25 protein-coding genes and 1 tRNA gene are annotated in these 24620 nt (G+C 50.1%); 9 read left to right on the top strand and 17 right to left on the bottom strand.

What is annotated here, in order from left to right; translation table 11 throughout:
- Positions 1 to 9 precede the first annotated feature (9 nt).
- The 8 genes from AWQ22_RS10895 to AWQ22_RS10860 all read right to left on the bottom strand — a co-directional run bounded on the left by AWQ22_RS10895 (position 10) and on the right by AWQ22_RS10860 (position 9147).
- Complete coding sequence (locus AWQ22_RS10895) at positions 10 to 957, bottom strand: DnaJ C-terminal domain-containing protein (protein ID WP_030006610.1); 948 nt, start codon at positions 955 to 957, stop codon at positions 10 to 12.
- 98 nt (positions 958 to 1055) lie between these two features.
- Positions 1056 to 3314, bottom strand: a complete 2259-nt coding sequence (dnaK, locus tag AWQ22_RS10890) for a molecular chaperone DnaK (RefSeq protein WP_065711092.1) — start codon at positions 3312 to 3314, stop codon at positions 1056 to 1058.
- Between the two features lie 107 nt (positions 3315 to 3421).
- Entirely contained in the window at positions 3422 to 4246 is an 825-nt protein-coding gene (locus tag AWQ22_RS10885; RefSeq protein WP_065711707.1) for a tetratricopeptide repeat protein, read from the bottom strand.
- A 161-nt stretch (positions 4247 to 4407) separates the two neighbouring features.
- Positions 4408 to 4980 (bottom strand): Uma2 family endonuclease, encoded by a 573-nt coding sequence (locus AWQ22_RS10880; protein WP_065711091.1) that lies wholly within the window; start codon positions 4978 to 4980, stop codon positions 4408 to 4410.
- 79 nt (positions 4981 to 5059) lie between these two features.
- Complete coding sequence (locus AWQ22_RS10875; RefSeq protein WP_012307757.1) at positions 5060 to 5260, bottom strand: hypothetical protein; 201 nt, start codon at positions 5258 to 5260, stop codon at positions 5060 to 5062.
- A gap of 75 nt (positions 5261 to 5335) precedes the next feature.
- Complete coding sequence (locus tag AWQ22_RS10870; protein WP_065711090.1) at positions 5336 to 6391, bottom strand: metallophosphoesterase; 1056 nt, start codon at positions 6389 to 6391, stop codon at positions 5336 to 5338.
- Positions 6392 to 6396: 5 nt separating this feature from the next.
- Positions 6397 to 7137: an HAD family hydrolase gene (locus AWQ22_RS10865; protein WP_065711089.1), complete on the bottom strand. Its 741-nt coding sequence runs from the start codon at positions 7135 to 7137 to the stop codon at positions 6397 to 6399.
- 39 nt (positions 7138 to 7176) lie between these two features.
- Positions 7177 to 9147: a flavin-dependent dehydrogenase gene (locus AWQ22_RS10860; protein WP_065711088.1), complete on the bottom strand. Its 1971-nt coding sequence runs from the start codon at positions 9145 to 9147 to the stop codon at positions 7177 to 7179.
- 172 nt (positions 9148 to 9319) lie between these two features.
- On the opposite strand from AWQ22_RS10860, the gene AWQ22_RS10855 reads away from it, so the two are divergent.
- A complete protein-coding gene (locus AWQ22_RS10855) occupies positions 9320 to 9616 on the top strand; it encodes a 2Fe-2S iron-sulfur cluster-binding protein (protein WP_065711087.1) in 297 nt (98 codons plus the stop codon).
- Between the two features lie 132 nt (positions 9617 to 9748).
- On the top strand, positions 9749 to 9853 hold the full coding sequence (gene psbM, locus AWQ22_RS10850) for a photosystem II reaction center protein PsbM (RefSeq protein ID WP_012307751.1): 105 nt from the start codon (positions 9749 to 9751) through the stop codon (positions 9851 to 9853).
- Between the two features lie 93 nt (positions 9854 to 9946).
- Here psbM and AWQ22_RS10845 read toward each other — a convergent pair whose 3' ends face one another.
- On the bottom strand, positions 9947 to 10798 hold the full coding sequence (locus AWQ22_RS10845) for a universal stress protein (RefSeq protein ID WP_065711086.1): 852 nt from the start codon (positions 10796 to 10798) through the stop codon (positions 9947 to 9949).
- Positions 10799 to 10929: 131 nt separating this feature from the next.
- Between AWQ22_RS10845 and AWQ22_RS10840 the strand changes: the two genes are divergently transcribed.
- Complete coding sequence (locus AWQ22_RS10840; protein WP_065711085.1) at positions 10930 to 11793, top strand: energy-coupling factor transporter transmembrane protein EcfT; 864 nt, start codon at positions 10930 to 10932, stop codon at positions 11791 to 11793.
- Here the strand turns inward: AWQ22_RS10840 and AWQ22_RS10835 are convergent, their stop codons facing one another.
- Entirely contained in the window at positions 11794 to 12822 is a 1029-nt protein-coding gene (locus AWQ22_RS10835) for an ABC transporter permease (protein WP_065711084.1), read from the bottom strand. It lies immediately after the preceding gene.
- A 197-nt stretch (positions 12823 to 13019) separates the two neighbouring features.
- On the opposite strand from AWQ22_RS10835, the gene aroC reads away from it, so the two are divergent.
- Positions 13020 to 14114, top strand: coding sequence for a chorismate synthase (gene aroC, locus AWQ22_RS10830; RefSeq protein ID WP_065711083.1), 1095 nt, complete (start codon positions 13020 to 13022; stop codon positions 14112 to 14114).
- On the opposite strand, the gene AWQ22_RS10825 is transcribed toward aroC, so the two are convergent.
- Entirely contained in the window at positions 14111 to 15046 is a 936-nt protein-coding gene (locus AWQ22_RS10825; protein WP_065711082.1) for an AEC family transporter, read from the bottom strand. The two genes, aroC and AWQ22_RS10825, sit on opposite strands and share 4 nt — an antisense overlap.
- Before the next feature lie 135 nt (positions 15047 to 15181).
- Between AWQ22_RS10825 and AWQ22_RS10820 the strand changes: the two genes are divergently transcribed.
- The 3 genes from AWQ22_RS10820 to AWQ22_RS10810 all read left to right on the top strand — a co-directional run bounded on the left by AWQ22_RS10820 (position 15182) and on the right by AWQ22_RS10810 (position 17537).
- Positions 15182 to 15967 carry a D-alanyl-D-alanine carboxypeptidase family protein gene (locus tag AWQ22_RS10820; RefSeq protein WP_198166486.1) on the top strand — a complete coding sequence of 262 codons (786 nt, stop codon included), beginning with the start codon at positions 15182 to 15184 and terminating at the stop codon, positions 15965 to 15967.
- A 69-nt stretch (positions 15968 to 16036) separates the two neighbouring features.
- The gene (locus tag AWQ22_RS10815) at positions 16037 to 16879 is read left to right on the top strand and encodes an SWIM zinc finger family protein (RefSeq protein ID WP_065711081.1); all 843 of its coding nucleotides are present in this window, start codon (positions 16037 to 16039) and stop codon (positions 16877 to 16879) included.
- Between the two features lie 106 nt (positions 16880 to 16985).
- Positions 16986 to 17537 carry a hypothetical protein gene (locus AWQ22_RS10810; protein ID WP_065711080.1) on the top strand — a complete coding sequence of 184 codons (552 nt, stop codon included), beginning with the start codon at positions 16986 to 16988 and terminating at the stop codon, positions 17535 to 17537.
- A gap of 93 nt (positions 17538 to 17630) precedes the next feature.
- Here the strand turns inward: AWQ22_RS10810 and AWQ22_RS10805 are convergent, their stop codons facing one another.
- The 5 genes from AWQ22_RS10805 to AWQ22_RS10790 all read right to left on the bottom strand — a co-directional run bounded on the left by AWQ22_RS10805 (position 17631) and on the right by AWQ22_RS10790 (position 22001).
- Positions 17631 to 18176 carry a hypothetical protein gene (locus AWQ22_RS10805; RefSeq protein WP_065711079.1) on the bottom strand — a complete coding sequence of 182 codons (546 nt, stop codon included), beginning with the start codon at positions 18174 to 18176 and terminating at the stop codon, positions 17631 to 17633.
- 35 nt (positions 18177 to 18211) lie between these two features.
- Entirely contained in the window at positions 18212 to 18346 is a 135-nt protein-coding gene (locus tag AWQ22_RS17295; RefSeq protein ID WP_257784298.1) for a hypothetical protein, read from the bottom strand.
- A gap of 120 nt (positions 18347 to 18466) precedes the next feature.
- Positions 18467 to 18952: an allophycocyanin subunit alpha-B gene (apcD, locus tag AWQ22_RS10800; RefSeq protein WP_012307741.1), complete on the bottom strand. Its 486-nt coding sequence runs from the start codon at positions 18950 to 18952 to the stop codon at positions 18467 to 18469.
- A gap of 180 nt (positions 18953 to 19132) precedes the next feature.
- Positions 19133 to 21697, bottom strand: coding sequence for an alpha-glucan family phosphorylase (gene glgP, locus AWQ22_RS10795; RefSeq protein WP_065711078.1), 2565 nt, complete (start codon positions 21695 to 21697; stop codon positions 19133 to 19135).
- A 215-nt stretch (positions 21698 to 21912) separates the two neighbouring features.
- Positions 21913 to 22001, bottom strand: a tRNA-Ser gene (locus tag AWQ22_RS10790).
- 80 nt (positions 22002 to 22081) lie between these two features.
- On the opposite strand from AWQ22_RS10790, the gene AWQ22_RS10785 reads away from it, so the two are divergent.
- Together AWQ22_RS10785 and AWQ22_RS10780 are read left to right on the top strand one after the other, a co-directional pair.
- The gene (locus AWQ22_RS10785) at positions 22082 to 22663 is read left to right on the top strand and encodes a TIGR04376 family protein (RefSeq protein ID WP_065711077.1); all 582 of its coding nucleotides are present in this window, start codon (positions 22082 to 22084) and stop codon (positions 22661 to 22663) included.
- 41 nt (positions 22664 to 22704) lie between these two features.
- The gene (locus AWQ22_RS10780; protein WP_065711076.1) at positions 22705 to 23289 is read left to right on the top strand and encodes a Uma2 family endonuclease; all 585 of its coding nucleotides are present in this window, start codon (positions 22705 to 22707) and stop codon (positions 23287 to 23289) included.
- A gap of 60 nt (positions 23290 to 23349) precedes the next feature.
- Here the strand turns inward: AWQ22_RS10780 and AWQ22_RS10775 are convergent, their stop codons facing one another.
- Entirely contained in the window at positions 23350 to 24492 is a 1143-nt protein-coding gene (locus AWQ22_RS10775; protein ID WP_065711075.1) for an NUDIX domain-containing protein, read from the bottom strand.
- Between the last annotated feature and the right edge of the window lie 128 nt (positions 24493 to 24620).

Here is a 24620-nt window from a genome sequence, read left to right as displayed (position 1 = left end):
TTTACAAATTTACGAATACTGATAAATATTTTTGCGGGGATTAAAACTTTCGACTTCCCGTAGTTTTTCGTACAAAGCCCGCTCTTCTTCGGTAATTTCTGGTGGTAAAACGAGCTGGACTTCTACTAGTTGATCACCACGAGAGCCGGAGCTACGGGGATACCCTTTATTCGCCAAACGTAATCGCTGACCCGGTTTAACCCCCTTGGGCACAGTCATTTTTACTAAGCCGTCAATGGTCGGAATTTCGATGGAACCACCCAAAATAGCTTCGCTGGGGCTGAGGGGCACTTGACAGTAAATATCAGCGCCTTGCACTTCAAAGAAAGGATGGGGGGCCACAGTAATTTTGAGATATAAGTTACCGCCATTGATACCCTGATTACGCAACCGAATGCGCTGGCCATCGACCATGTGGGGCGGCATATCAACTTCGAGCGATCGCCCATCTTCGAGGCGAATCCGTTCCCGTCCCCCCCGATAGGCTTTCTCTAGGGGCAGGGTGAGACGTGCTTCCACATCCCGTTTGGCAGGGGATTTTGGGGTAGCCACTTTAGTTGTTTTTGTGGTGCCGGGGCGAAAATCTTCGTAGCTATTGCTCCGAACCCGGGCGGTGGTCTGCTGTCGGTCTTTTGGCCCAAAGGGATTGACACTGCCAATATTGGCGAACTGGCTAAAATCGTTGCGCTGGGGTCGATTGGTGCGATTAAAACCAGGGCGACTGTATTTTCCCCCCATGGCCCGGGTGAACTGGTCATACTGCGATCGCCGCCCATCATCGGACAGCACTTCGTAGGCCTCGTTGAGATCCTTAAACTTTTCTTCTGCTACCTTATCCCCTGGGTTGACATCCGGATGATAGCGCCGCGCTAACCGTCGAAAGGAGCGCTTAATCTCATCACTAGAGGCATTACGAGGAACGCCTAAAATTTCATAATAGTTACGCAAATTGTTCATATTTAGGCGACAGAGTGAGGAATTCTCTCCTTAGATAATGGCGCACTGTTCCCAGATGTGATGTTTATTATGCCGGAATTACGAAGTAAAACAACTGTCTAGAACCATTCATCGTCCTCGTCCCAATCATTTTCGTAGGGGATATTGCGCCCTTGGCCTTGGCTGTAATACTTGCGGGAGACGTTCCGTTGTTCGTAGGGATCGCGACTGGTAGGCCGGGGTGGGCGAGAAGCGGGTGGTTCCACGGGACGACGGGGGGCAGTACCATTCCCATAGCGGTCATCTAGTGGGCGATCGCCCCCATAATTTTGGCGCGGTTGGGCAGCTCCATAGTCATAATTGCGGGTCGGTTGCGGTCTTTGGGGTGGCCGGGGGGCATAGTCATAGTTGCGTTGGGGTGGTGGCGCATCATAGCCCCGCTGGGGTGGGTAGCCAGCCCCTGGTCGGTAGTTAGAACGGGAATCATAGTACAGATCATCCTCATCGTCACCGATCAAGGTTTTCTTAATCGTGTCAAAGAAAGAATCATCTTCCCCTTGGTCATACTGGAGACGCACCTCGCGGTTAAGCTCATACAACGCATCCTGTAAATCCGCCTGGGCGCGATCCAAACGGCGATCGTCATTTTGTTTGAGGCTCTCTAAAATTTCCTGGGACAAACTCTCAATGCGGCGACGATAATAACTCGCAAACTGGCTACCAAAATCAAGGGTGACTTCCTTCAATCTGCGTTGGGCTTGATCCGTTAAAGCTTTGGCCCGGTTGCGTTTTTCAACCTTCTCCCGTCGCTCTCGATCCTCTTGGGCAAATTGCTCTGCATCCCGCATCATCCGGTTCACTTCACTGTCCGTTAACGTCGAAGAACCCTGGATCGTAATACTCTGTTCCCGTCCGGTGGTTTTATCCCGCGCCGACACCTGCAAAATACCGTTTGCATCAATATCAAAGGACACCTGCACCTGGGGAATTCCACGGGGCGCTGGCGGAATTCCCGTTAACTTAAAACGACCGAGGGATTTATTCCCCTGGGCCATTTCCCGTTCCCCCTGAACCACATGAATCTCGACAACGGTTTGGTTATTTTCTCCCGTCGAAAAAATATCTGAACGCCGCACCGGAATGGTCGTATTCCGGGGAATCAACTTTTTCGTCACACCACCGATGGTTTCTAGCCCTAAGGACAGAGGCGTTACATCAAGCAGCAAAATGTCTTTGACTTCTCCACCGAGGATCCCCGCTTGGATCGCTGCCCCCACTGCCACTACTTCATCGGGGTTGACGTTTTGATTGGGTTCGCGGTCAATGAAACTCCGCACGAGACCCTGCACGAGGGGAATACGGGTAGAACCCCCCACAAGAACTACTTCTCGAATTTGCACAGGGCTAATGCCTGCATCCTGGAGGGCACGTTTAATGGGGCGACGCAAACGACTGATCAATTCTCCACAAAGGCCCTCAAAGGTGGCACGGTCGAGTTGGGTTTCGAGGTGCTTCGGGCCTTCCTCGGTGGCGGTAATAAAGGGAAGATTGATCTCAGTGACGGTGACCCCAGACAGTTCAATTTTGGCTTTCTCAGCAGCTTCCGTGAGTCGTTGGAGGGATTGGCGGTCTTTGCGGAGATCAATATTTTCCGCTTCGAGGAATTTTTCAGCGAGCCAATCAACAATTTTTTTATCGAAATCATTCCCACCAAGCTGGGTATCGCCACTGGTGGCTTTCACTTCAAAAACACCATCGCCCACTTCTAGGACGGAGACATCAAAGGTCCCGCCCCCCAGGTCAAAGACGAGGATGGAGGAACTGCCTTGTTGTTCTAGGCCATAGGCAAGGGCGGCGGCGGTGGGTTCGTTGATAATTCGCAGCACTTCAAGACCGGCAATACGTCCGGCATCACGGGTTGCCTGGCGTTGGGCATCGTTGAAGTAGGCGGGTACGGTGATCACGGCGCCTGTGACGGGTTCACCGAGGTAACGTTCGGCTTCGTCGGCAAGGCGGCGAATAATTTTGGCAGAAATTTCTTCGGGGGCGAATTCTTGGCGGAGACGGGGACAACGAATTTTGACGGTATCGGTTTCGGTGCGGCGAATGGTATAGGGGACTTGTTTGGATTCGGGGGTGAGTTCGCTGTAGCGGCGACCCATGAAACGTTTGACGCCGTAGTAGGTGTTTTGGGGGTTGAGTACGGCTTGACGGCGCGCCATTTGGCCGACGAGGAGTTCGCCATCCTTGTTAAAGCCAACGACGGAGGGGGTGGTTCTGGCTCCTTCGGAATTTGCAATGACAAGGGGTTTGCCGCCTTCCATCACTGCAACGACGGAATTTGTGGTTCCTAGATCGATGCCGACTACTCTACCCATGCGTTTTTTGATTCTCCTTGGTGTGGCCCGACAATCTATATATATTAGGTTGCGCCACGATTGTTAACAATATTTGCCCTTTATTTTATCGGAGCGATTGGGGAATTTCAGAGCTGACCTTGGAGGCTTTCGAGAATTTTGAGGGCTTGGGTTTGGTTTGTGGCTTGGTTTTGCTGCTCGAAAAGGGAGACGGCTTGGGTCATATCGGCGATCGCCTGTTCGAGATTATCGAGTTTGTAGTGGGTAATGGCGCGGTTGTAGTAGGCTTCGGCGAATTCAGGATTGCCAGTAATGCTAGCGGTGTAGTCCTGGAGGGCGGCGGTGTGATTTTCAAAACGGTTGTGGGCCAGGGCGCGATTGTAGTAGGCCTTGAAATAGTTGGGTCGGAGGGTCAGAGCTGCATTGTAGTCGGCGATCGCCTTGGCATGGTAACCGTTGGCGAGTTCGGTTTGGTTGGCGTTGCGGGCCTGGAGCGCGAGATCGTCGTAGGCGTTGCCCCGGTTAATGAAAAAATCTGGATTGTTATTTTTGAGGATAATCGCTTGGTCACAATCGGCGATCGCCTGTTCATAGTTGTCGAGCAAATAGGCAGCGTAACAGCGGTTCCCGTAGGCGTCGGCAAATTCGGGTTTGAGCTGGATCGCCTGGCTGTAGTCATCGTAGGCGGCCTGATAGTTTCCGAGGACATGGTAGCTATAGCCGCGATTGTAGTAGGCGTCGGGGTCAGATTCGTCGAGGTTAATGGCCGATGAAAATTCGGCGATCGCCCCTTCAAAATTCCCTTGGGTGAGGGCATCAACCCCTGCGTTATACCGTTGGATCGCGTTGGCGGCGTTATTGCTTGTTTCAGGGGCGGTCTGGGACAGTCCGGGGGTGCCGGAGCCGAGGAGGAGGACTGTTCCCAAAAGGATCCAAGGGGTGCTGCTGTTCATGGGAATTTTCGTTCGGGGCTGCGCATAGTTACCTAGTTCCATCTTAGAGGGCTATGACAGCGTTAAGTTCCCGTCCTTAAGACTTTGCATTAGTTTGATGATTGGTGGCGATCGCCTAACTTACCGCATTCCCACACATTTGCCATGGCGAATAAGCAAAATTACAATTCGATGTCTTCGTAAATGTCGGCTAGGGCCAGATCGCAGTCGATAGAAACAAGGTGAATCACTTCATCAATGGCCGTATATTCCGTGAGGCTCCATTGTTTCGGGCCTTGGCGATGGTAATGCTCCACAAATAACTGCTCCGGTTCGATGAGCAGATAGTCTTGAAACTCTGGGATAGAGCGATAGTAATGGAACTTTTCGCTGCGGTCATAGTTTTTTGTCGCAGGGGAAAGCACTTCTGCAATGAGGCAGGCATTTAAAACGGTATCTTTTCGCCCCTCTTGCAATACCAAGGGCTTGCCAGTGACCATCACATCGGGATAGGTATAAATTTGCTGGGAAGGAATCCAGAGTCGCTGATCTGCATGGAAGATTTCATAGGCTTGTTTTTTGAGGGCAATTTTTAAAGTAATCGCCGTATTGAACGCGAGTTTATGGTGTGTTGGTGTCCCACCAGCCATGGGTTTAATCACTCCTTGGATATATTCGTGGCGATCGCTTGCCTGTTCCTCTTGGGCTAAATAGGCTTCGGGGGAAATGGGTTTTGCCAATGTTTGTGGGGTCATGGTTTTTTCTCACCTGGGGCTTTACCGCTTGCCTTGCCTTCAAGCTAACATAAGTTTTTCGCGCAGATTGCCTTAGCGATTAGGATTTGGTGTTGCTTTGGTCGTCGGGTGATTCCTTTGATTTGAAGACGGTCATGATGCCTTTGTCATAGTTGGAGGCGATCGCCAAAAAAGCGCCCCCCAAAATGTAGAAAGGCAAGGGCACAAAAAATCCTTTGATTAGCTGAAAAATTTGCACTGCGATAAACAGGACGACAACACTCGTTAACCAAACTTGCATTTGTTTTTCTCCTCAAATCCCAACAATCTAGGTAATTTTTAGCGCATCCAGGTTGGCGATCGCCAGACATCTTGCTCAAGTGGCCCGTAAATCGCGGCGTTGCAAATGTCCCCTCGGAGTATTCAAACTGCCAGGTAAAGTGCCGTGATCAACCACAGTCAGGCGATCCATGTTGTAGGTGGTGTAGCGCAAGTTTGTGCCGCCCCTGGGAATATCAATCATCGTGAGGCTCCGGTAGGGGGAAAGATTGCCTTGAACTAGAGAACGCGGCCCATCTCCTAAAGCACCTGTATGGAGCAGTTCCAATTGCCCCCGGTGAGCGGGATAGTAAGCGTGTTGGTGACCGCTGATGTAGGTGTGGACGTTGTATTTTTCGAGCAGAGCCTGGAGGCGATCGCCATCATGGAGATAATTTCCTGGTTCTGAGCGGCTGCCCGAAGCGACAGGATAAAGGGATAAATGGCCTAGAGCGAACCGTAAACGACTCCGTTGGGCTTGGTCACTGGCAAGACTGGCTTCGATCCAAGCCAACTGTGCTGGACTAATGCGGGCGGTGGAAGCATCCCACACAGAATAAAAAATATTGTTTTGGGTAAAGCTGTAATAGAAAGGGAAATGACGACGGTCAACAAAGTCTAGGGTCGGAGTATGGGCAGGGTTGCGCCAATATTGACTGGCCGCCTGACGATCTGCGGCAAAGGCGTATTGCCCATTGCGCAGGGAGCCGGAAGCATCGTGGTTTCCTAGGGTGAAGGCGAAGGGAATGTTTGCTTGGCGCAGGGGTTGGGCAATGTATCGTTCAAAGGCTTGCCACATGGCGGCGAGCTGGGCTGGGGTGAGGCTGCTTTTTTGGCCTGCGACCATATCGCCTGCACAGAGCACTAGATCCGGTTGCCAATCGGGAATCAAGGCGATCGCCCGTTTCACTTGGGACAGATAATCCGTGGAACCATAGGCGCTGTTCAGGTCGCTAATCACCACCAGGCGCGTCTCCCCTGGGGCTGGGGCATTAAGTGCAGTCGGTGCAGGATTAGCGATCGCCTGAGATTTTGCAATAATCCCACGCGAAATAAGTAAACTCCCTAGGGCCAAGCCCCCATAGGTTAAAAACTGTCGTCGATTCCCGTGCATTGGTTTTAGCCCCGCAAAATTTTCACTTCATCGAGGTTGGCGATCGCCACATCCGCTGTTTCTAGGTGCGCTTGGGTAGCATCTCCCCAACAAATTCCCACGGTGCCCGCGGCCCCTGCCGCCTTGGCCATTTGAATATCCCCTGGGGCATCGCCAATCATTAGGGTTTGACGTGGCTCAGTGCCTAAGGTTGCACAGGCTTGCAAAAATAAGGCTGGATCGGGTTTGAGGCCAAATTCTGCGCCCATTTTTAACTGAATATAGTCTTGCAACTGGTAGGTTTCCACAAAAATTTCCACATTGGCGGTGCTGTCCATGGAGAGAATGCCCAGCCTCAACCCGGCATCGTGGCAAAATTTCAGCACCTCTAGGCTGCCGGTAAACAGCGGTGAGGTGTCGCTGCGATCGCCAAGGATTTCTTCTGCTTCGGCAAAGGCTTTTTTGGCAATGTCAAGGGCCTCAAACCAACTGCGCCCCGTTTCGGCAATGTAGGCAGCGGCGGCGATCGCATTTTCTGGGTGACTGCCCACCGCCATTAAGCCCGTCGGGTCCAGCACTCCATCCACCATCCCAAAGGCCATCAGGAGCGGTTCTCCCACCCCAGGAATTTGGGCATCGATCAACCGGGCGCGTTTTTGGGCCAGTTCCCGCAGGTAGTTTTGGGAGTCGGCGAGGGTGCCATCTTTATCAAAAATGATCCCCGTAATATTTTCAAAAAGGCGATCGCCCACTTGCACTGTAATCATCGTAAATGCCGCTAATCCGTTGCCAAGGTCAATAACATTTTAGGTGCCGACGGTGAGCCGATATTTCAAACTGAGCAGACTCAGCCAGAGGGAAGGGTATTTTTCCGATAGCCAAGCTTCCGAGTTTTCGAGCCACTGGGGTAACCAACCCATCAACAGCAGACTCAACACCGCATCAAAACTAAAGGCAAAATAAGCACCGACCCAGCGGATAAAGTCCTTCGCCCCAGCCATTTGCCAAATCCACACCAGCAATGCCGGATTTTGGCGGGCGGCAACCAGGGCCAGCTTATTGAACATCAGCCAACTGGTGCGGTCTTTAATAAAGGTCTCGGCCACCTCTGGGGGGGAATCCGCTAAAAGCCCAAAGAAGGTATTCAACATGGCATTGATCCGTTGGGGCGGTAACTTCATCCCCGTCGGCACCATCATCCCCTTAGAAAAGAGCCAAGTCACCGCAATATTACTTTGGTAGGCGCGGATCTTGCTCAAATTCTGCTGGTCGAGGAGATCTTTTTGGAGAGCAATATCCAGCAGTTTTGTCAGACGGTCTAAATTGCGTACCAGGGAACCAAACCCCGTAAAGACCAGCGGAGACTGGAGGGAAGCCGCATCCCCAATGGCGAGGAGTCGATCAAAGGCCACTTGGCGATCGCCTGCGCCCACATTGAAATAACCCGGAATATAACCAAACGTCGCCTTCTCAAAGGTGAGTTGTGCCATGTCACAGCGGCGATACTCCGGCAAAATGCTGAAAAAGTCTTCGTACATTTCCAACAAAGACCCCGGATTCTCTGGGTTTACCTCGTGGTAATGGAACAGATAAATGGTCATCTCGTCCCCCTGACCCGGAAACAATTCCCAAATTAACTGTCTGCCCCGGGAAATATCCCCATGGGAATTTAAAACATCCCCATATTCGCTATCCCACACCGCCGGATCAAACCCCTTTACCACGGCCCCTACTGTCGGACAAACGCTATCAAAAGGACGTCCCTGGTTCAACTGCGCCGCAATGGGAGAAGCCGTCCCCATCGCATCCATCAGCAGCCGCGCCTGAACAATTTTTTCTTCCCCGGTCGCCAATGATTTCGTGAAAATCTGCGCCCGTTCTCGGCCAATATCTGCCCGCACAAATTCCGTCTGATCCCAAATTTCGCCCCCAGCAGCCCGTAGTTTTTCACCACATTTTTCGAGCAACAGTTCCGAAGCTACGGCAATATTCAGCACCGTCGGCGTGTAGAGAATATTCGCCTTGAGGTGGGGCGGATTATTCCCATCAAAAAACTTGTTAAATCCGTTTTTATATTCACGGGCAACTAAGGTTTCAATTTCTGTTTCATCAAACAAGCCCAGATTAATCAGGCTTTGGAGTTCACTGCGAGAAATATTCCACTCTCGGTTCATCCGCCCAAAGGGCAACCGCTCAATTAGCAACACCTTGTAACCCAGTCGTGCCATAACGGCAGCATGGATCACCCCTAAAGCGCCACCAATGTAAACCAAATCATATTGGGCGAACTGGGGATCGGCGGGCTGATTTTTTTCAAAAATAACGGATTGGGGCGCTTGGGGATTTTTCACCGTTTCCCGCCAGCGTTTTTCCCACCAATAGGCCCGCTGCAAGTCAAACTCTCCCTGGGGAAATTTCTGGAAATATTCGACTGTTTTCGGATAATCTGCGGCCAAAGCGTCAAAAATGGATTGGCCTGGCTGAATTTCAGGGGGGGCTGGGTACTGATTGGGGAAAGCCTGTTCTAAATCTGATTTGAGTTGGCGACAAAGACTCTGGGGCTGGGGAAATCCTGACGCCCAGGCAAATACTTTTAAGTAGGTGGTACGCTGCACATTCCAGGTGAAAATCGAGAGTTCGGCCCCATTGGCGACTAGGCGAATGCCTGTGGGGGTCTGCTGCTTCTCTCCGTGTCGGGGTTGCCAACTGGTCTGTAGCCAATGGCAAACTTTGTCAGTGTCGGGGGTAGGGACTTCGAGATAAAGCAGTTCTTCCATGGAAATTACAGATGGGTGAGGGGTGATGTCGCTCTGGATTATCATACCCGCTTTGATTTGCCCAAGGGAGAGGCCTTAGGATCGAGAAAACAGCGTTGGGTTCGTAATTTTTCTTATAAAAACTTAACCTTGTTAAAATAGAATTGATCATTTATTCAACACAGGAGGGTTCATGGCTAATATCACCTACGTTCCGGCAAATAAGGACGTGATTGCGGCAGATGGTGCAAATTTACGGGAAAAAGCCCTGCAAAATGGCGTGGATTTGTACACTTTCGGCGGAAAATTGATGAATTGCGGTGGTGTTGGCCAATGCGGAACCTGCATTGTCGAGATTCTGGAGGGGATGGAAAACCTGTCGCCCAAGACTGATTTTGAGAAGCGGCGTCTCAAGCGTAAGTCCCCCAGCTATCGCCTTGCTTGCCAAACCTTGGCCCATGGGGATGTTGTTGTAAAAACCAAACCCTAAGGGCAGCCTCTTTGGTTTTTTGTTTAGGAAGATATTCTTTGGGAATCCCCGTGGCGATCGCCCCTGGTAAGGAGCTAGAGGTGATATTCTTGATATCATTGTGATCTAGCTCGATGAAGAGGCGATTATTCAATGCAAGTTAACGATCTCGGTTTCATTGCAACGATTCTTTTTGTACTCGTACCCACCGTTTTTTTGTTGATCCTTTATATCCAGACCAACAAAACGGCTTCCTAAGAAAAACCATTTTAAAAAAACACGATAAAAAACAATGGGGGACAGATCCTTGGCGATCGCCCCCTTTTTTATGGCTGTGAATCGGGTTTCTTTTTAGCTGGCATCAGTCCGAGCTAAGAGCACAGGACAAGGCGCATTGACCCGCACATAGTCCGATAGAGACGTGCCCAGCAAGCGATCCAGGTCAGGCATACTCTTAGCAATGGAAGGACGGCGGTCTGGGGAACCGAGGATTAACAAGTCAATGTTTTGGTCTTTGGCGACATTACAGATCGTGGCCCCAGGACGACCCCCAACGACTAACGTTTTGTACGCAATGCCCATTTGTTTAGCCCGTTGAATCGCTGGGGCGAGGGCCGGATTCGCGTCCATTTCTGCTTGGGAAAGGGAAAGATTCCCTGGTAAATCAGGGTTAACCCGCAGGAGTAGCAGTTCGCAGCCACTATAGTCCCGCAGCATTTGCAGGGCTAGATCCAAACCATACATCGCCGCATCGGACTTATCGATGGCGACCATAACTTTTTTGACCGTGCGCACATAGATGTCATCCTTAACCAGGAGCATCGGCCGGTTGGTGAGCTGGAAGACGTATTGACTCACAGAATTAGCGAGGATCGACTGTAGCCGTTTGAGTCCCCGGGAGCCCATCAAAATTAGGTCGGCATCAATCTCATCGGCGACTTTGCAGACCACGTCTTTAGGATCCCCTTGGCGCAGGATGGTGTTGACGTTGCCAGGATCGAGCTTGAGGTCTTGGATCGCTTGGGCGAGGAGCTTACCACCGGTTTCGTAGCCTTTTTGTTCGATGTCGGGAGTCAGCTCTTCCTTCACAACATGGAGAATATTAATGCTAGTGTCTTTGAAGGCAGGGAGCTTGAGCAAGTTTTTCAACATATCCTGGACTTGCCCAGTGCCAGAATCAGCGAAGAGAATTTTTCTAATCATGGGACGACTGTTAACGGGGTTTTTCAAATGGGCTTTTATCCCTAGGATCCAGCATACTCCCTTCTGAGGGCGGGAAATTTTAAGGCTTATTACATAATGGAAGTTGATTTTTTTACGGAATTTTCACCACGATGGATTTGATGCGATCGCTGCCCATTGGGTTATATCTGGAGCAGCCCCAAACCTGGCTTCACCGACTAGACCCCCGGGTGAAACTCGCTTGGTTGATGAGTTTTTTGATTGGGCCGATTTTGGCGAACAACCTGTGGCGCTTGGGTTTGGTGGGGTTATTAATCGCGATCACCCTAACGGCATTAATTCCCCTGCGGGTCTGGAAACAGCAGATGGGGTTGCTGTTAATTTTTTGTTTGGTGTTGTTTGGGGTTACATTAATCACCCCCGATGGCTTGGTGCTTGATCATCAGCCCCGTTTACCGGCAGAGGATCTAGATATTCAGCAAAACTATGAATATGTGGTGTGGCAGTTTAAATTTATCTCCGTCACGCGCCTCAAACTCGATCTGGGCATTAAGCTCAGTACACAAATTTTCACGTTGCTCTACAGCACCAATCTCTATCTGTTGACCACGGCAGCGGAAGAAATTACCACGGGTTTAGAGTTTCTCCTGGGGCCGCTGCGCCGACTCAAGGTTCCGGTGACAGAAATTTTGCTCACCCTGACCCTCTCGCTCCGGTTTATTCCCCTCGTGTTGGAGGAAATTCAGAATTTAACGCGTTCAGTCCGCACAAGGGCGATCGCCTGGAAGACCCTAGGGTTCAAACAGAGTGCCCAACTGTGGCTGATGGTCTCCGAAAAACTCCTCGAAAATCTCCTAATGCGGGCCGAACAAATGGCAACGGCAATGGATATCCGGGGCTTCACCAGTCCAAACCAGCACCTTGTCCGTTGGCATCAACTGCGCTTCCACCATTGGGATTGGCTGATCCTTGTGTTGCTGCTGCCCTTTTGGTCATTGCGCTTCCTCTGGGGCTAGTTAGTAACGAATCCGTGGGTCGATCAATGCATTCACAATATCAATCACCAGACTGACTACCACCACAATCGCCCCGAAAAACACCATAATCCCCTGGACCGTTGGATAATCCCGCAGGGAAATTGCCTCATAAAGACGATTCCCCAAACCTGGCCAGGAAAATGTCACTTCCGTTAAAACCGCTCCTCCCAACAAAGCCGCGAAGGTTAAACCCAAGACCGTGATCACTGGAATCAGAGCATTTTTCAGGGCATGGTTCCAGAGAATTTTTCGTTCAGGAATACCCCTGGCCCGCGCCGCTTCGACATAGTCCGATTGCAACGTTTGGCGCAGATTAACCCGCACAATGCGCTCAAAAATACCACTCAAGAGGATTCCCAACGTACAGCAGGGCAACACCAAATAGTACAAAGCTGTTCTGAGTTGCAAAAAACTTCCCGTGAGCAGACTATCGAGGGTATAGAGGCCCGACAAGGTGGGCGGGGGGGGCACATCCAACGGAAAGCGTGTCCCCAGGGGAAACCACCCCAACTGCACCGAAAAAATGAGTTGCACCACCATTCCCATCCAGAACAAAGGCAGTGCGTAGGTGACAATCCCGAATAATCGCCCGCCCACATCAAACCAAGTGCCTTGGCGGGAGGCCGCAATCATCCCCACGCCAGCCCCCACCACCACCGCAACAATCATGCCAAACAAGGTTAATTCTACGGTTGCGGGAAAATGCTGCTGAATCACCTCCCACACCGGTAAGCCGCGACTGGTGAGGGATGTCCCCAAGTCAAATTGCAATAGGCTGCCGAGGTAACGGACATACTGTAGCCAGAGGGGCAGATCTAAGCCTAGTTGTTCCCGGAGTAGGACTTTGGTCGCTTCAGGGGCACGGTTGCCGAGGATTGCATCAGCGGGATCGCCTGGGGTGGCCCGGAGCAGCAGAAAAACGACGGTGATAATGGTTAACAACATCAAGGGAGCCAGGAGCAAACGCACCAAGATGTAGTACTGGAGAGCTTTACTACGGGAAGCCATGGGCAATGGGTGGGGAGAGATAGAACTGGAAAAATTATAGGAAACTGCGGTCGTTCCCCAGAAAAATTATTCTGGGCTAGTGAGGGGAATTAACGTTATGACAGGCGGTAGGGTTGGGGAACTGGGTTACAATACAGTCTCGAAATTTTCTGAAATTTCGGCACAAATCTTTCTCTTTCATCATTGCGATCAGACCTATGGGCAACAGCTTCGGACATTTATTTCGGATTACAACCTACGGTGAATCCCATGGGGGTGGCGTTGGCGTCGTGATTGATGGTTGTCCGCCCCTCGTGGAAATTTCTGAAGCGGAAATCCAGGCGGAATTAGACCGCCGTCGTCCGGGCCAAAGTCGCATTACAACCCCCCGGAACGAAGCCGACCGCTGTGAGATTATGTCTGGGGTCTTTGAGGGAAAAACAACGGGAACGCCCATTTCAATTTTGGTGCGCAATAAAGATCAACGTTCCAAGGATTATTCGGAGATGAAGGAAAAATATCGTCCTTCCCACGCGGATTTTACCTACGATGCGAAGTATGGCATTCGCAACTATGAAGGGGGTGGTCGCTCTTCGGCGAGGGAAACTATCGGTCGGGTGGCAGCGGGGGCGATCGCCAAAAAAATCCTCCAGCAGGTAGCCGGGGTAGAAATTATCGGCTATGTCAAGCGGATCAAAGACTGTGAAGCCGTTGATATTGACCCGAATCAAGTCACCCTTGCGCAAGTAGAAAGCAATATTGTTCGTTGTCCCGATGCGGCGGCGGCGGAAAAAATGATTGCCCTGATCGATGAGATTCGCAAGCAAAAGGATTCCATCGGGGGGGTGGTTGAATGTGTGGCTCGCAAGGTGCCCGTCGGTTTGGGGATGCCTGTATTTGATAAGCTCGAGGCAGATTTGGCGAAGGGAGCCATGTCGCTCCCGGCCAGCAAAGGTTTTGAAATTGGTTCTGGCTTTGCGGGAACTTTGCTCACGGGCCAAGAACACAACGATGAATTTACCGTGGATGACCAGGGCCAGATTCGCACTAAAACCAACCGTTCTGGCGGTATCCAAGGGGGCATTTCCAACGGCGAAAACATTGTCCTGCGGGTCGCCTTTAAACCCACCGCAACCATTGGGAAAGAACAACAGACAGCCACACGAGCCGGTGAAGAAGCAACCCTCGCCGCGAAAGGCCGCCATGATCCCTGCGTGTTACCCCGTGCCGTACCGATGGTGGAAGCGATGGTCGCCCTCGTGCTGTGTGATCATCTCTTGCGGCACCAAGGGCAATGTCGCACACTCAGCTAACGAAACCACAAGAGCCAAATGGGCAGTGTTCCCAACAAAAGTAGGGTGCCAGTGGCCAGGGAACTAACAGCTAACTGGCGATCAAGGGCATAGGTTTCGCTGACGATCAGGGTGGCAAAGGCGGGCGGCATCGCGATCTGCAACACCAACACCAGGCAAATGACGTTAGGCAGATTAAAAAAGGGCAAGATCAAGCCGAACAGGAACGGGGCGATCGCCATTTTGATCAAAAGACTACTGCGCACTGGCGGTATTTCTTGCCCCGGTTCCAATTCCCCTAGGCGCATCCCGATCAAGATGATCGCCAAACCAATGACTACCCAGGAAGCGATTTCTAAACTCCATTCCAAAGGTTCCGGAAAAACGAGCGGCTTACAGGCCAAACCCAACACCAAACTCCAGAGGGAAGGGTTGATGCCTACCTGGGTACCCATATTTTTCAGGCGCGTCCCCCAAGTTTGATTTTCCCCCTGGCCGTAGTAGGTGGCCACCATCACCCCGACCCCATAGCCCCACAACAGACTGCCCAGTAAGTCGTAGAACAAAGCCCAGGCAAAGGTTTCTGGCCCGGCGATCGCCAAACTGATCGGATAGCCCAGATAGCCCGTATTGCCAATGCTCGAAACCAACAGGAAACTGCCCTGGGAGGGGAGCGATAAATCGGGGGTACGGTAACGCAACCAGAGCCAAGCCACCCCAAAACAGAGTCCCATTGCCAACCAAGCAACGACCGGCGCAAACCAGAGAGTGCCTGTCAAATCCACCTGGCGCACAAAGCCAAACACACTCAAGGGAATGCCAAACCAAAACAGACCTTTGCCCAGATTGTGCCCCAGGGATGCAGGGAGATATTTCCCCAGGAGCCAACCGCCCCCAATGCCTAGCCCCAACTTGCCGTAGATGAGCGCCAATTGCAGCAGCAATTCTGCCATAGAGTCCCTAACCTTTGATCCTTGTTTGAGCCTAACACCAGATGATGATTGTGCCGGAGAACTTTCCTATTCTTCAAAAAGCAACATAAGATAGAACCACAAAATATTTAGGGAGTGCAGCGGTAGGAATTGAGCGTGTCCGAAGAATTTGATGACCTCTCTGTCCTGGATGACATTGATATTCCTGAGGTCGTGCGGGATGAAGATCCAGAACAAAGCGAAAAAACCACAGGATCTAGCCCCAAGCAACGCCTCTTGTTGGGGTTGGGGGGAATCCTCATTGTCGGGTTTGGGGCGATCGCCTCGCGCCAGTTTTTCCAGGCCACCCCAGATCCCGCTGCCCCAGAGGATCTTGCCAGCGATGTTTCTCCGTCCGAATCAGGCAGCAATGATACCGAAACCAGCGAACAAATTCTCGGTCATTTTCCCTACCCCGAAGCCGAGGTCAGTGAACTGGTCGCCGTGAGTGCCGATGGTCGCTTGAAATTACGCCCCGCCGCCGCCGAAAAGTTTCTTCAAATGCAGGCTGATGCGAGACAAGCCGGGATCAACTTAGCGTTACTCTCAGCCTTTCGCACCATCGAAGAGCAACAATATTTATTTTTTGACATTAAAGAACAGCGCGCCCAGGACACTACCAAACGGGCCGAGGTGAGTGCGCCCCCCCGCTACAGTGAACACCATACGGGCTATGCCATTGATCTGGGGGATGGAAATTTGCCAGCGACCCACCTCCAGGAAAATTTTGAAAATACAGCGGCGTTTCAGTGGCTCCAAAATAATGCCGCCCGTTATAGTTTTGAGTTGTCTTTCCCGCGAGATAATCCCCAGGGCATCGCCTACGAGCCTTGGCATTGGCGCTTTGTGGGGGATCAAGATAGTCTGGAAACGTTTTACAAATCCCGCAATTTGAATCCGTAGCCCTTTTCTTGGGAAACGATTGGGAGAGAAAAAGGTGATGTGCGCATATTCTCAGAGGAACATTAGATCATGGTAGAAACCCTCGATCAACAGCGTTGGTGGGTACAACGGTGGCTAGAATTACTGGATTCTTACCGCTTTAAAAAACGCCTCGAACGGGCGCGCATCTATGCCAAAGCGGGTAATGTGCTGCAAATTGATTTCGTCGAAGCCCAGGCGATCGCCCTCGTGCAAGGGAGCGAACCAGAACCCTACCGCGTTTCTTTAAAACTAGACCCCTTTAGTGACGAAGCTTGGGGCTATGTGGTGGAAAGTTTAGCCCAAAAGGCACTCTTTTCGGCCCAACTGCTAGCCGGGGAAATGCCGGTGGCCATTGAGCAGGTCTTCACGGCAAATGGTTTGAATTTGTTTCCCTTTACCCTGGCAGATATCCACTCCCGCTGTACTTGCCCCGATAAAGCCAACCCCTGTAAGCACATTGGCGCGGTTTATTATCAACTCGGCGATCGCTTTAACGAAGATCCCTTTGTGATTTTTCAACTGCGGGGCCGCACCAAACAACAAATCCTCGATGCACTCCGGGACTACCGACGGCAACATTTCGCCACGGCAACTGCGACCAATTTACCCAGCCATGACCAGGCTGAACTTGAGACAGTCCAACCGCAACAGAACCCGGAAACCATTGATATTAAACAGTTCTGGCAATATGATCATCCCCTCGATCCAGATTTGGTTGTGATTACGCCGCCCACCGATGGCACCACGAGCCTTGATCTTTTGGGGGCGATCGCCCTTAATCCGGAGGATGCCCAAGCTTTCCAAAGTTACCTCAATTATGTCTATGGCATGGCCAGTCAAAAGGGGTTAATGCAAGCTTTACAGGGGTTGAATGCGAGCGAATCAGCCTAAATCCAGAAAAATTCGCTAAAATCAAAAGCCGATTGCCTTGAAATACAGCAAAAAGGTCACAATCGATCTGTTTTTTTAGTGGTTTTGCCTGGAGTGTATTGAAATTATGTGGATTATTCCCTTTGTGATTGGTTGTGGTGTTGGTGCGGGGGCGTTTTACCTCGTCAAAAAAGATGACCTGAATCGGCTGGGCACTTTAGAAACAGAACTGAGTCAACTGCGACGGGATCTACAAACCAGCGAAACCAACCATGAGCAACGGTTGCGGGAGGCGATCGCCACCTTACAGCAAGAGTATCAAGGCAAAATTGCCACCCTGGAAACGCAACTTGCAGCGGCAAAAAATCCGGCCCCAGCAGAAACAGCAAGCCTGAAGGATCACACCGTCCCGGATACCCTAGAACCGCCGATCCTGGCCGCCACCATCCAACCCCGCACGGACTCGACCCCCGTCTTGGTGAGTAGCCCCAGTGGCAAACCCTGCATTCCGCCAATTCTCGCCCAAGGGGTGACTTTCCAAACCGTTGAAGCGGCGATCGCCTCCTTTGAACCCCCAATTCTCGCTGCCGAAATTCACTGTCGCACCGAAACCTCAAGCCCCAGCCTCGCCACCCCCAGCGGCAAACCCTGCATTCCGCCGATTCTTGCCCAAGCCTAAACCAATTTCCCCTTGGGGAGATGCCATAGGATAGAGAGATCTCTTCCCTGGAGAAAGGTCGCAAATAAAAAATTGACTTCCCAGGGAAAATATCTAAGCGGCTTGGAAAATAGACCAGAATTGGGCGATCTCAATTTGAAACTGAGAAAATAAATATCCCCCCAAGGCAAAACTCCCCAGGCCCATCCCACTGAGAATGAGGAACACCTGCCACACCCGATAACCGCGAATCTGTAAATCTAAGTGACACAAAATCCCCGCTGAAAGCAACACAAAAAAGCGGACAAATTGCTCTAGCCAACAAATAATCAAGACCGCCGCAAAGGCCCAGGCTAAGACCGACGTAAAGGCCTTGGCATCGGAGCGCAACCAAGTCCCAAATAACAATTGCATGATTCGTAGGGGAGCCACTAAGACCACCATCAAAAGCAGCACGAGTCCCCCGCCAAATCCCCAGGCCATCTTCAAGGCGATCGCCTGATCAATAGGCCAGAAAAACCATGTCTGATGCCCTAAGAGCCATGCCTGCCACGCGGGAATCATTTCCCCCACCAGCCAACCAAACACCCCATAGGCCAAACAAAAAAGTCCCAAGGAAATCCAAGGAAAACCATAATCTTGGGTTCGTGATGCTGTCATCTCTATTCTTTACCCACGGACAAATCTGTCAATTGCTAGGATACCCAACAACCATCCTTCCCTGGGGAAGGTGGCTGAAAGCCGGAAGGGGTAATTCCCTGGGGAAACTGCCCGAAAGCCGGAAGGAATTCTCCCTTGAGGGAGGTGGCCGTCAGGCCGGAGGATGCCATTCTCCCCTTGAAGGGAGCAGAGGGGTGGCTCGAAAGCAATAAAAAATCAGGGTGCGCAAACAACCCTGATCCCTGACGGAATAATTGAATTGAATTAGACCGCAATCCCAGAACTCAACCCTAGGACATTGCTTGGGTAATGAAGTCAAAATAAGGAGCAGCAATTCTTGCTTCCTCTGAATCAAGCACACCAAGGGCGGCATCCTTGAGGCAGCGAATCGCATCAACCATCCCAGGCACCGGTACACCGAGGGCGTTGTACATTTCCTTCACCCCGATTAAACCAATCCTTTCAATGGGATCTTTGTCGCCAGCGAGGATACCGTAGGTGACCAGACGTAGGTACCAACCGTAGTCCCGCAGACATTGGTTATATTGCTTCGTGGTGGCTGCATTCCCGCCCGAGGTTCGATATTCTGGGTGGATGCTAAACAGTTGCTTTTGGGCTTGGTCAACGATTTTCTTTTCGTTGTCGGCAAGGGCCTCCGCAATGCGGATCCGTACCGCCCCAGTGGCTAAAAAGTTTTTAATCCCCGAGAGTTCACCGCTGCTGGGATAGCGGAGTTCGTCATCGGCTCTCAGGATAACTTGACTAACGACGCTCATATTATTGCTGTTTTAATAAATGGATTCTTGCTTAGTTTAATAGCTTAGACTATTGTCTCACAAGGCATTCGGGCTTTAATGATTGCCCGATAATTTTAAGAAACGTAAACTCTCTCAGGGAAAGTTCTTCCCCAGTATAGGGGTAAATTGCCATTGGCATCGTCTCTTGGACGGTTTGTCCTAGGCCCAACGGATGAGCCGGGGTTCGGTGGCATCATCTAGGTGAGGGTGGTGGGGGAGGATGCGTAGGGCCATGCCTTGGTAGCCACTTTTTTTGTATTGCACGACGCCTTGGTAGATTGCTTTTTGATCGGTGGTCAGGCCCTGGAAGGTCATAGCGTAACTTTCGCCGTTAATGAGTTCGTCCTGGTCATTGATAGTGCCGAGGTAAATTTGCACAGCCAGATCGTCTGGGGTCAGGGCCGCGAGATCGAGGATTGCTTTAACATGAACGGGCTGTTGAATGTCGATTTCGGCGGACTCCCCGACATCAAAGGCTTCGACGCGGATATTGTACCAGGCTTTAAAGAGTTGGGATTTCCAATCGGCGAGTTCTTGGACGGCTTGGTAGTGATTGTCGCTGAGTTCAAAATGGCGATCGCTCAATTTAAAATAAGCCTTCTGGGCATAGTCCCGGAGCATCCGCGATGTATTAAACATGGGGCAATTGAGGCGAATGGCCTCCTTCATTTTATTGACCCAACCTTCGGGGACATCGAAACTGTTGCGCGTATAGAATAAGGGCACAATTTCTTTTTCTAGCAGTTCATATAGGGCACTGGCTTCTACCCGGTCTTGGTAATCTTGATCATCGTAAATTTCCCCGTGGCCGATCGCCCAACCGGTGCGAGTGTAGTCGGCCTCATCCCACCAACCATCAAGGACGCTTAAATTCGGCAAGCCATTCATCGCCGCTTTCATCCCGGAAGTACCAGACGCTTCCCGGGGTCGTCGGGGGGTATTAAGCCACACATCGCACCCAGACACCATTTTGCGGGCAATGTGAATATTGTAATTGGGTAAAAAGACGACGTAATCTTCGAGGCCTTCTTCCTGGACGGTATGGATGATGTTGCGGATTAGTTCTTTCCCCGGAATATCTTTTGGGTGGGCTTTCCCGGCAATGACAAATTGCACTTGACGCTCTGGATTGCCGAGGATAATTTTTTTAATGCGTTCAATGTCATACAAAAAGAGGTTAGCCCGTTTGTAGGTGGCAAAGCGACGGGCAAAGCCAATGGTCAGGAGGTTGGGCTTGAGTACCTGGCGGGCTTTGGCGATCGCCGCTTCAGTGGCCCCTTGTTTTTGCAGTTGCTTGGCGAGGTGCTGTCGAATATAGACAACCAAATCGGAGCGTTGACGCTCGTGGTTACGCCACAGTTCTTCGTTGGGAATGGTGCTCACTTTTTCCCAGATATGGCTTTCGGCGGGGGCTTCATCCCAGGTGGGGGCAAGGTAGCGGTCGTAGAGATCTTGGGTGGCGGGGGCGGTGACGCTGCGGGCATGGACACCATTCGTGATCGAGGTAATCCCCACTTCGTCGCGGGGAAAATCAGGCCACAAGCTATGGAACATTTCCCGGGAAACTTGGCCATGGAGTTGACTCACACCATTGATAAAAGCACTGTGTTTGAGGGCAAAGATCGCCATATTAAAGGGCGCTTCTAGATCCCCAGTATTTTCCCGACCCAGGCCCAGGAAGCGGTCTGGGGAGAGGCCAAATTTTTCGGCATAGTGACCCACATAATGCAGGGTTTGCTCCGGGGAAAAGAGATCAAACCCAGCAGAAACCGGGGTATGGGTCGTAAACATTTGGGTCGAGAGGGCAAACTGTTGGGCATGGCGGAAGGTTAAGCCCTGCTCTTGCATGAGTTTGCGGATACGCTCCAGGATCAAAAAGGCGCTGTGGCCTTCGTTCATGTGATAGACCGTCGGTTTGTAGCCTAGTTTTTCGAGCATGCGCACGCCGCCGATACCCAGGAGGATCTCTTGGTGGAGCCGGAGATCGCGATCGCCTCCATACAGTTCATCGGTAATGTCATGGTCATAGGGGTTGGTATTCTGCTCAATGTTGGTATCTAACATATAGAGGGGCACCGTCCCCACATCGATGCGCCAAACCCGTGCGTAGATCATCCGCCCCGGAAATTCCACCTCAATGATCAGTTCATTTCCCTGGTCATCTTTTTCTAAATGGAGGGGCATATTGTAGAAATCATTGATCGGATATTCTTCCTGTTGCCAGCCGTCATGGTTGAGATACTGGGCGAAATACCCCTCCTGGTACAGTAAACCAACGGCCACTAGGGGTAAACCGAGATCACTGGCGGATTTGAGGTGATCCCCCGCAAGAATCCCCAACCCCCCGGAATAGATCGGCAGGCAGTAGCTGAGGCCATACTCCGCACAGAAATAGGCATAGCATTCTTTGCCTTTGGTTTCGCCCCGTGCTTTGTGGTACCAAGTGTGTTGTTGGAGGTAGTCATCGAGCTGTTCAATGGCCCGTTCCATGTGGGCGATAAAACCATCATCCTTGGCTAGTTCATCGAGGCGGGCTTGGTCAACGCGACCCAACATCGCCACCGGATTGTGGCTCGTCTGCTGCCATAGGTCTGGATCGAGGCGAACAAAGAGACTTTTTGCGGCGACATTCCAATCCCAGTGGATGTTATGGGCGAGGCGGCGTAGGGGTTCCAGGACAGGGGGTAAAACGGCTTTGACCTGAAACTTGTGGGTCGGTTTCATGGGAAAAATCCTTCAACGGACAACGGGATGATCTGTCTTTAATAAATAGCGAATTCCCTTTGATTTTCTGGCGATCGCCCCTGGGGAATTTATAAATCGATAGAACTCCACACATTTCTTCTGAAAGCCCAAGGCACCGGGTAAATACTAAAAAATCCCGTCAATCGTAGGGAGTTGCGGGAAATACAGGGGAATATATCTAGTTGATTTTGGTACGGAGAGAGAGGGATTCGAACCCTCGGAGCCGCGTACACGACTCGGCACATTAGCAATGTGCTGCTTTCGACCACTCAGCCATCTCTCCTGGCGTGACGATAAATGATTGTAGCAGACCTCCCTAAAAAAAGCTAACCTAAAGTCAGCAATTGTGAAAACGGCGGAATTATGGGTCTTTTTAGCGAAGTTGGGCAGTTTTTTGAGACGCGATTAGAGGAATTTCTCAAGGCACATCCCCAGTTAGAACTCCAGGCGATCGCCGAGCAACTCCAAGAACAAGAACGAGAAGCCAACCGCCTCACCCAGGATCTACAACGGCAACTGACCCAGGTGGAGCAACAGATCGCCCAGGTGGCCCAGGATATCCAACATTGGCACCAGCGGGTACAACAGGCCGAAGCGGGTCGGAGACCGGATCTCGCCAGCGCCGCCAAGGCCAGGGAAGCGGCCCTCCTCCGCCAGGGGAATCAACTCTGGGGCAAAATGCAAGGCACCAAAAAACGCATTGAACAGGCCCAGTCTCTTTTGGTGCAGCTCCAGCAGAAACGCCAGGAAGTGAAGCAAAAAATGGATGAACTGCAAGCGTCTCAAAAGGTGGAGGATGCCTACACCAGCAGTTGGGAGAGTTTTAGTGGTACCAGTGGCGATCGCCAAACCTACAACAGTGCCACCGATCCCCTCGAAGCCCAGTTCCAAAAGTGGGAAATGGACGAACAAATTCGGCAAATGAAGCAAAAAATGGGCCGCTAGTTTTTCACTAAGTGACTCAGCTTAGAATGAGGAAAATAACGATGATTGCAACACCTAAGTTTCCAGAAAAAATGACTGCTGCGGCATATCTCCAGTGGGAAGAACGGCAGGAACTTCGCTATGAATATATTGATGGTGAAGTTATTGCAATGACCGGAGGTACTTTACCCCATAATGATATTGCACTCAATTTTTATAGCCTCTTACGGCCTCATTTGAAAAAGCGAGGTTGCCGAGTAAATGTATCTGATGTGAAAGTGCAAGGCAAAGCGAATCGGCGTTATTTTTATCCGGATCTGGTGGTCAGTTGTCATCCGGAAGATCTCAAAGCCCGTAAATGGATTCAGTATCCGAAAGTAATTGTTGAAGTTTTATCGCCCAGCACTTCAAGTTATGACAGCAAAGAAAAGTTGAAATATTATCGACAAATTCCCAGCCTAGAGGAATATATTTTGCTTGATTCTGAGCATATTTATGTAGAACTTTATCAACGGCAAACGGGAGAAATGTGGGGGTATCGAGATTTTGGTGTTGACGATACGCTGGTGATTCCCAGTATTGAATTTGAGTGGGCAGTGGCGGATATTTATGCTGATGTAATTCTAGCGGCGGAGAATAGTGAATAATTAGGCGATCGCCATTGGATCATAGCTTCCAGAAATCTGAACTTGTAAACATAACAGAGTTTACCTTAATCCCAAGACCAAACGAAGTCCCGTTATTAAATCACGTTTATTTAAGTCATAGAGCTTTTTGAAAATTTCTGGCAATGCCAAGAAAGCAACTTGAATCGTAAAAGAGCATTCTATATATAAATCAATTTCCTGTTTTTGTTCTGCAAAGTAACTGTCTATTTTAATCGGTTTTTTATTTACAATGGATGCATAAAATTTTTCAATATCTACCCAAAAACAATCCAGAATACTAACCCGCAAAATTGTTTGATTATTATCAATATTTTCTTGGCTGGTTTCAAGCAAATAAAGATCGACTGTGTCACATAATTTTCCACTATCTGGAACAACTTTTTTTAAAAAAATTAGGTCTTCTTCTTTAATTGTTTCTGACTTTGTAGGTGTTTCTTCTCTCATTTCTCTTGTTGACGTATTCCGAGAATTTTTATCCTGAGGTTCTCGAAATCCTCTCGGTACTTCGGTCATGGTCACTCTTTCTAGACGATGACGTTGAACATGACGATATTCGGACACCAATAAAACTTTTCCTGCTTCAAAGTCGATGGGGAGAGTGACAGCACCATCTTTACTACATGCTTTTTCGACATAGTAGCTACCAGGATAAATAATAGAGACATATGACAATTCTTGAATCTCGCCATTCTCCATCTTCCTTAAAACATTATCCCGTTTGATGCAAACATATTTATTGATTAGCTCTATTCTATCTTCAGCAAAAATTTTCTCCTCTTTGCTTTCTTTTGTTTCATCGTAAAGGATTCTTATTTCCCCTTTTGTTCTGACATCTTCTTCTGAAGGATTATTATCATAGATTTCTTCTTCTACCTTTAAGACGAATGGATTATTCTTTAGATCTAAGCTGTCTTGTTTGTGGAAGAAATGCTGCTTGAGCTCTAAACTGTATTTTTTAGCTAGCGCTTTTGCAACATACTCATTTACGTAACCACCATTGAAGAGAAATTTGTTGAGGGTAAAAGAGCTGGCTCCTTTTTTGATATCAAACTCTTCTCTTAACTTTTCTTCTAAATCATTACAAAAACCTTCTCTGTTATTGATATCTTCTGGATTTTTGCTTATGGTTTGATTGATTATTTTTTCAAACTCTTGACAACCTAATTTGGTTAAATAGAACATTGTTTTTTGTGCTGGAGACGGCTTTGATGTTTGTGTTTTTTAAATATTTTTTTGTCGACGAAACTCAGTCTATAGAACAAAATTCATGGGGTTTTATATTTTTTCTTACGCTTGTGAAAATTAAGATT

It is taken from the genome of Picosynechococcus sp. PCC 7117 (genome assembly GCF_001693275.1).
Classification (GTDB): Bacteria; Cyanobacteriota; Cyanobacteriia; order Cyanobacteriales; family MRBY01; genus MRBY01.
The sequence above is the reverse complement of the archived record's forward strand: the minus strand, read 5'-3'. Positions and strand labels throughout refer to the sequence as shown.

Excerpts from the sequence above, each read along its gene's own strand:
- AWQ22_RS10895 (WP_030006610.1), bottom strand. The coding sequence starts at position 957 with ATGAACAATTTGCGTAACTATTATGAAATTTTAGGCGTTCCTCGTAAT.
- dnaK (WP_065711092.1), bottom strand. The coding sequence starts at position 3,314 with ATGGGTAGAGTAGTCGGCATCGATCTAGGAACCACAAATTCCGTCGTT.
- AWQ22_RS10885 (WP_065711707.1), bottom strand. The coding sequence starts at position 4,246 with ATGAACAGCAGCACCCCTTGGATCCTTTTGGGAACAGTCCTCCTCCTC.
- AWQ22_RS10880 (WP_065711091.1), bottom strand. The coding sequence starts at position 4,980 with ATGACCCCACAAACATTGGCAAAACCCATTTCCCCCGAAGCCTATTTA.
- AWQ22_RS10875 (WP_012307757.1), bottom strand. The coding sequence starts at position 5,260 with ATGCAAGTTTGGTTAACGAGTGTTGTCGTCCTGTTTATCGCAGTGCAA.
- AWQ22_RS10870 (WP_065711090.1), bottom strand. The coding sequence starts at position 6,391 with ATGCACGGGAATCGACGACAGTTTTTAACCTATGGGGGCTTGGCCCTA.
- AWQ22_RS10865 (WP_065711089.1), bottom strand. The coding sequence starts at position 7,137 with ATGATTACAGTGCAAGTGGGCGATCGCCTTTTTGAAAATATTACGGGG.
- AWQ22_RS10860 (WP_065711088.1), bottom strand. The coding sequence starts at position 9,147 with ATGGAAGAACTGCTTTATCTCGAAGTCCCTACCCCCGACACTGACAAA.
- AWQ22_RS10855 (WP_065711087.1), top strand. The coding sequence starts at position 9,320 with ATGGCTAATATCACCTACGTTCCGGCAAATAAGGACGTGATTGCGGCA.
- psbM (WP_012307751.1), top strand. The coding sequence starts at position 9,749 with ATGCAAGTTAACGATCTCGGTTTCATTGCAACGATTCTTTTTGTACTC.
- AWQ22_RS10845 (WP_065711086.1), bottom strand. The coding sequence starts at position 10,798 with ATGATTAGAAAAATTCTCTTCGCTGATTCTGGCACTGGGCAAGTCCAG.
- AWQ22_RS10840 (WP_065711085.1), top strand. The coding sequence starts at position 10,930 with ATGGATTTGATGCGATCGCTGCCCATTGGGTTATATCTGGAGCAGCCC.
- AWQ22_RS10835 (WP_065711084.1), bottom strand. The coding sequence starts at position 12,822 with ATGGCTTCCCGTAGTAAAGCTCTCCAGTACTACATCTTGGTGCGTTTG.
- aroC (WP_065711083.1), top strand. The coding sequence starts at position 13,020 with ATGGGCAACAGCTTCGGACATTTATTTCGGATTACAACCTACGGTGAA.
- AWQ22_RS10825 (WP_065711082.1), bottom strand. The coding sequence starts at position 15,046 with ATGGCAGAATTGCTGCTGCAATTGGCGCTCATCTACGGCAAGTTGGGG.
- AWQ22_RS10815 (WP_065711081.1), top strand. The coding sequence starts at position 16,037 with ATGGTAGAAACCCTCGATCAACAGCGTTGGTGGGTACAACGGTGGCTA.
- AWQ22_RS10810 (WP_065711080.1), top strand. The coding sequence starts at position 16,986 with ATGTGGATTATTCCCTTTGTGATTGGTTGTGGTGTTGGTGCGGGGGCG.
- AWQ22_RS10805 (WP_065711079.1), bottom strand. The coding sequence starts at position 18,176 with ATGACAGCATCACGAACCCAAGATTATGGTTTTCCTTGGATTTCCTTG.
- AWQ22_RS17295 (WP_257784298.1), bottom strand. The coding sequence starts at position 18,346 with ATGGCATCCTCCGGCCTGACGGCCACCTCCCTCAAGGGAGAATTCCTT.
- apcD (WP_012307741.1), bottom strand. The coding sequence starts at position 18,952 with ATGAGCGTCGTTAGTCAAGTTATCCTGAGAGCCGATGACGAACTCCGC.
- glgP (WP_065711078.1), bottom strand. The coding sequence starts at position 21,697 with ATGAAACCGACCCACAAGTTTCAGGTCAAAGCCGTTTTACCCCCTGTC.
- AWQ22_RS10785 (WP_065711077.1), top strand. The coding sequence starts at position 22,082 with ATGGGTCTTTTTAGCGAAGTTGGGCAGTTTTTTGAGACGCGATTAGAG.
- AWQ22_RS10780 (WP_065711076.1), top strand. The coding sequence starts at position 22,705 with ATGATTGCAACACCTAAGTTTCCAGAAAAAATGACTGCTGCGGCATAT.
- AWQ22_RS10775 (WP_065711075.1), bottom strand. The coding sequence starts at position 24,492 with ATGTTCTATTTAACCAAATTAGGTTGTCAAGAGTTTGAAAAAATAATC.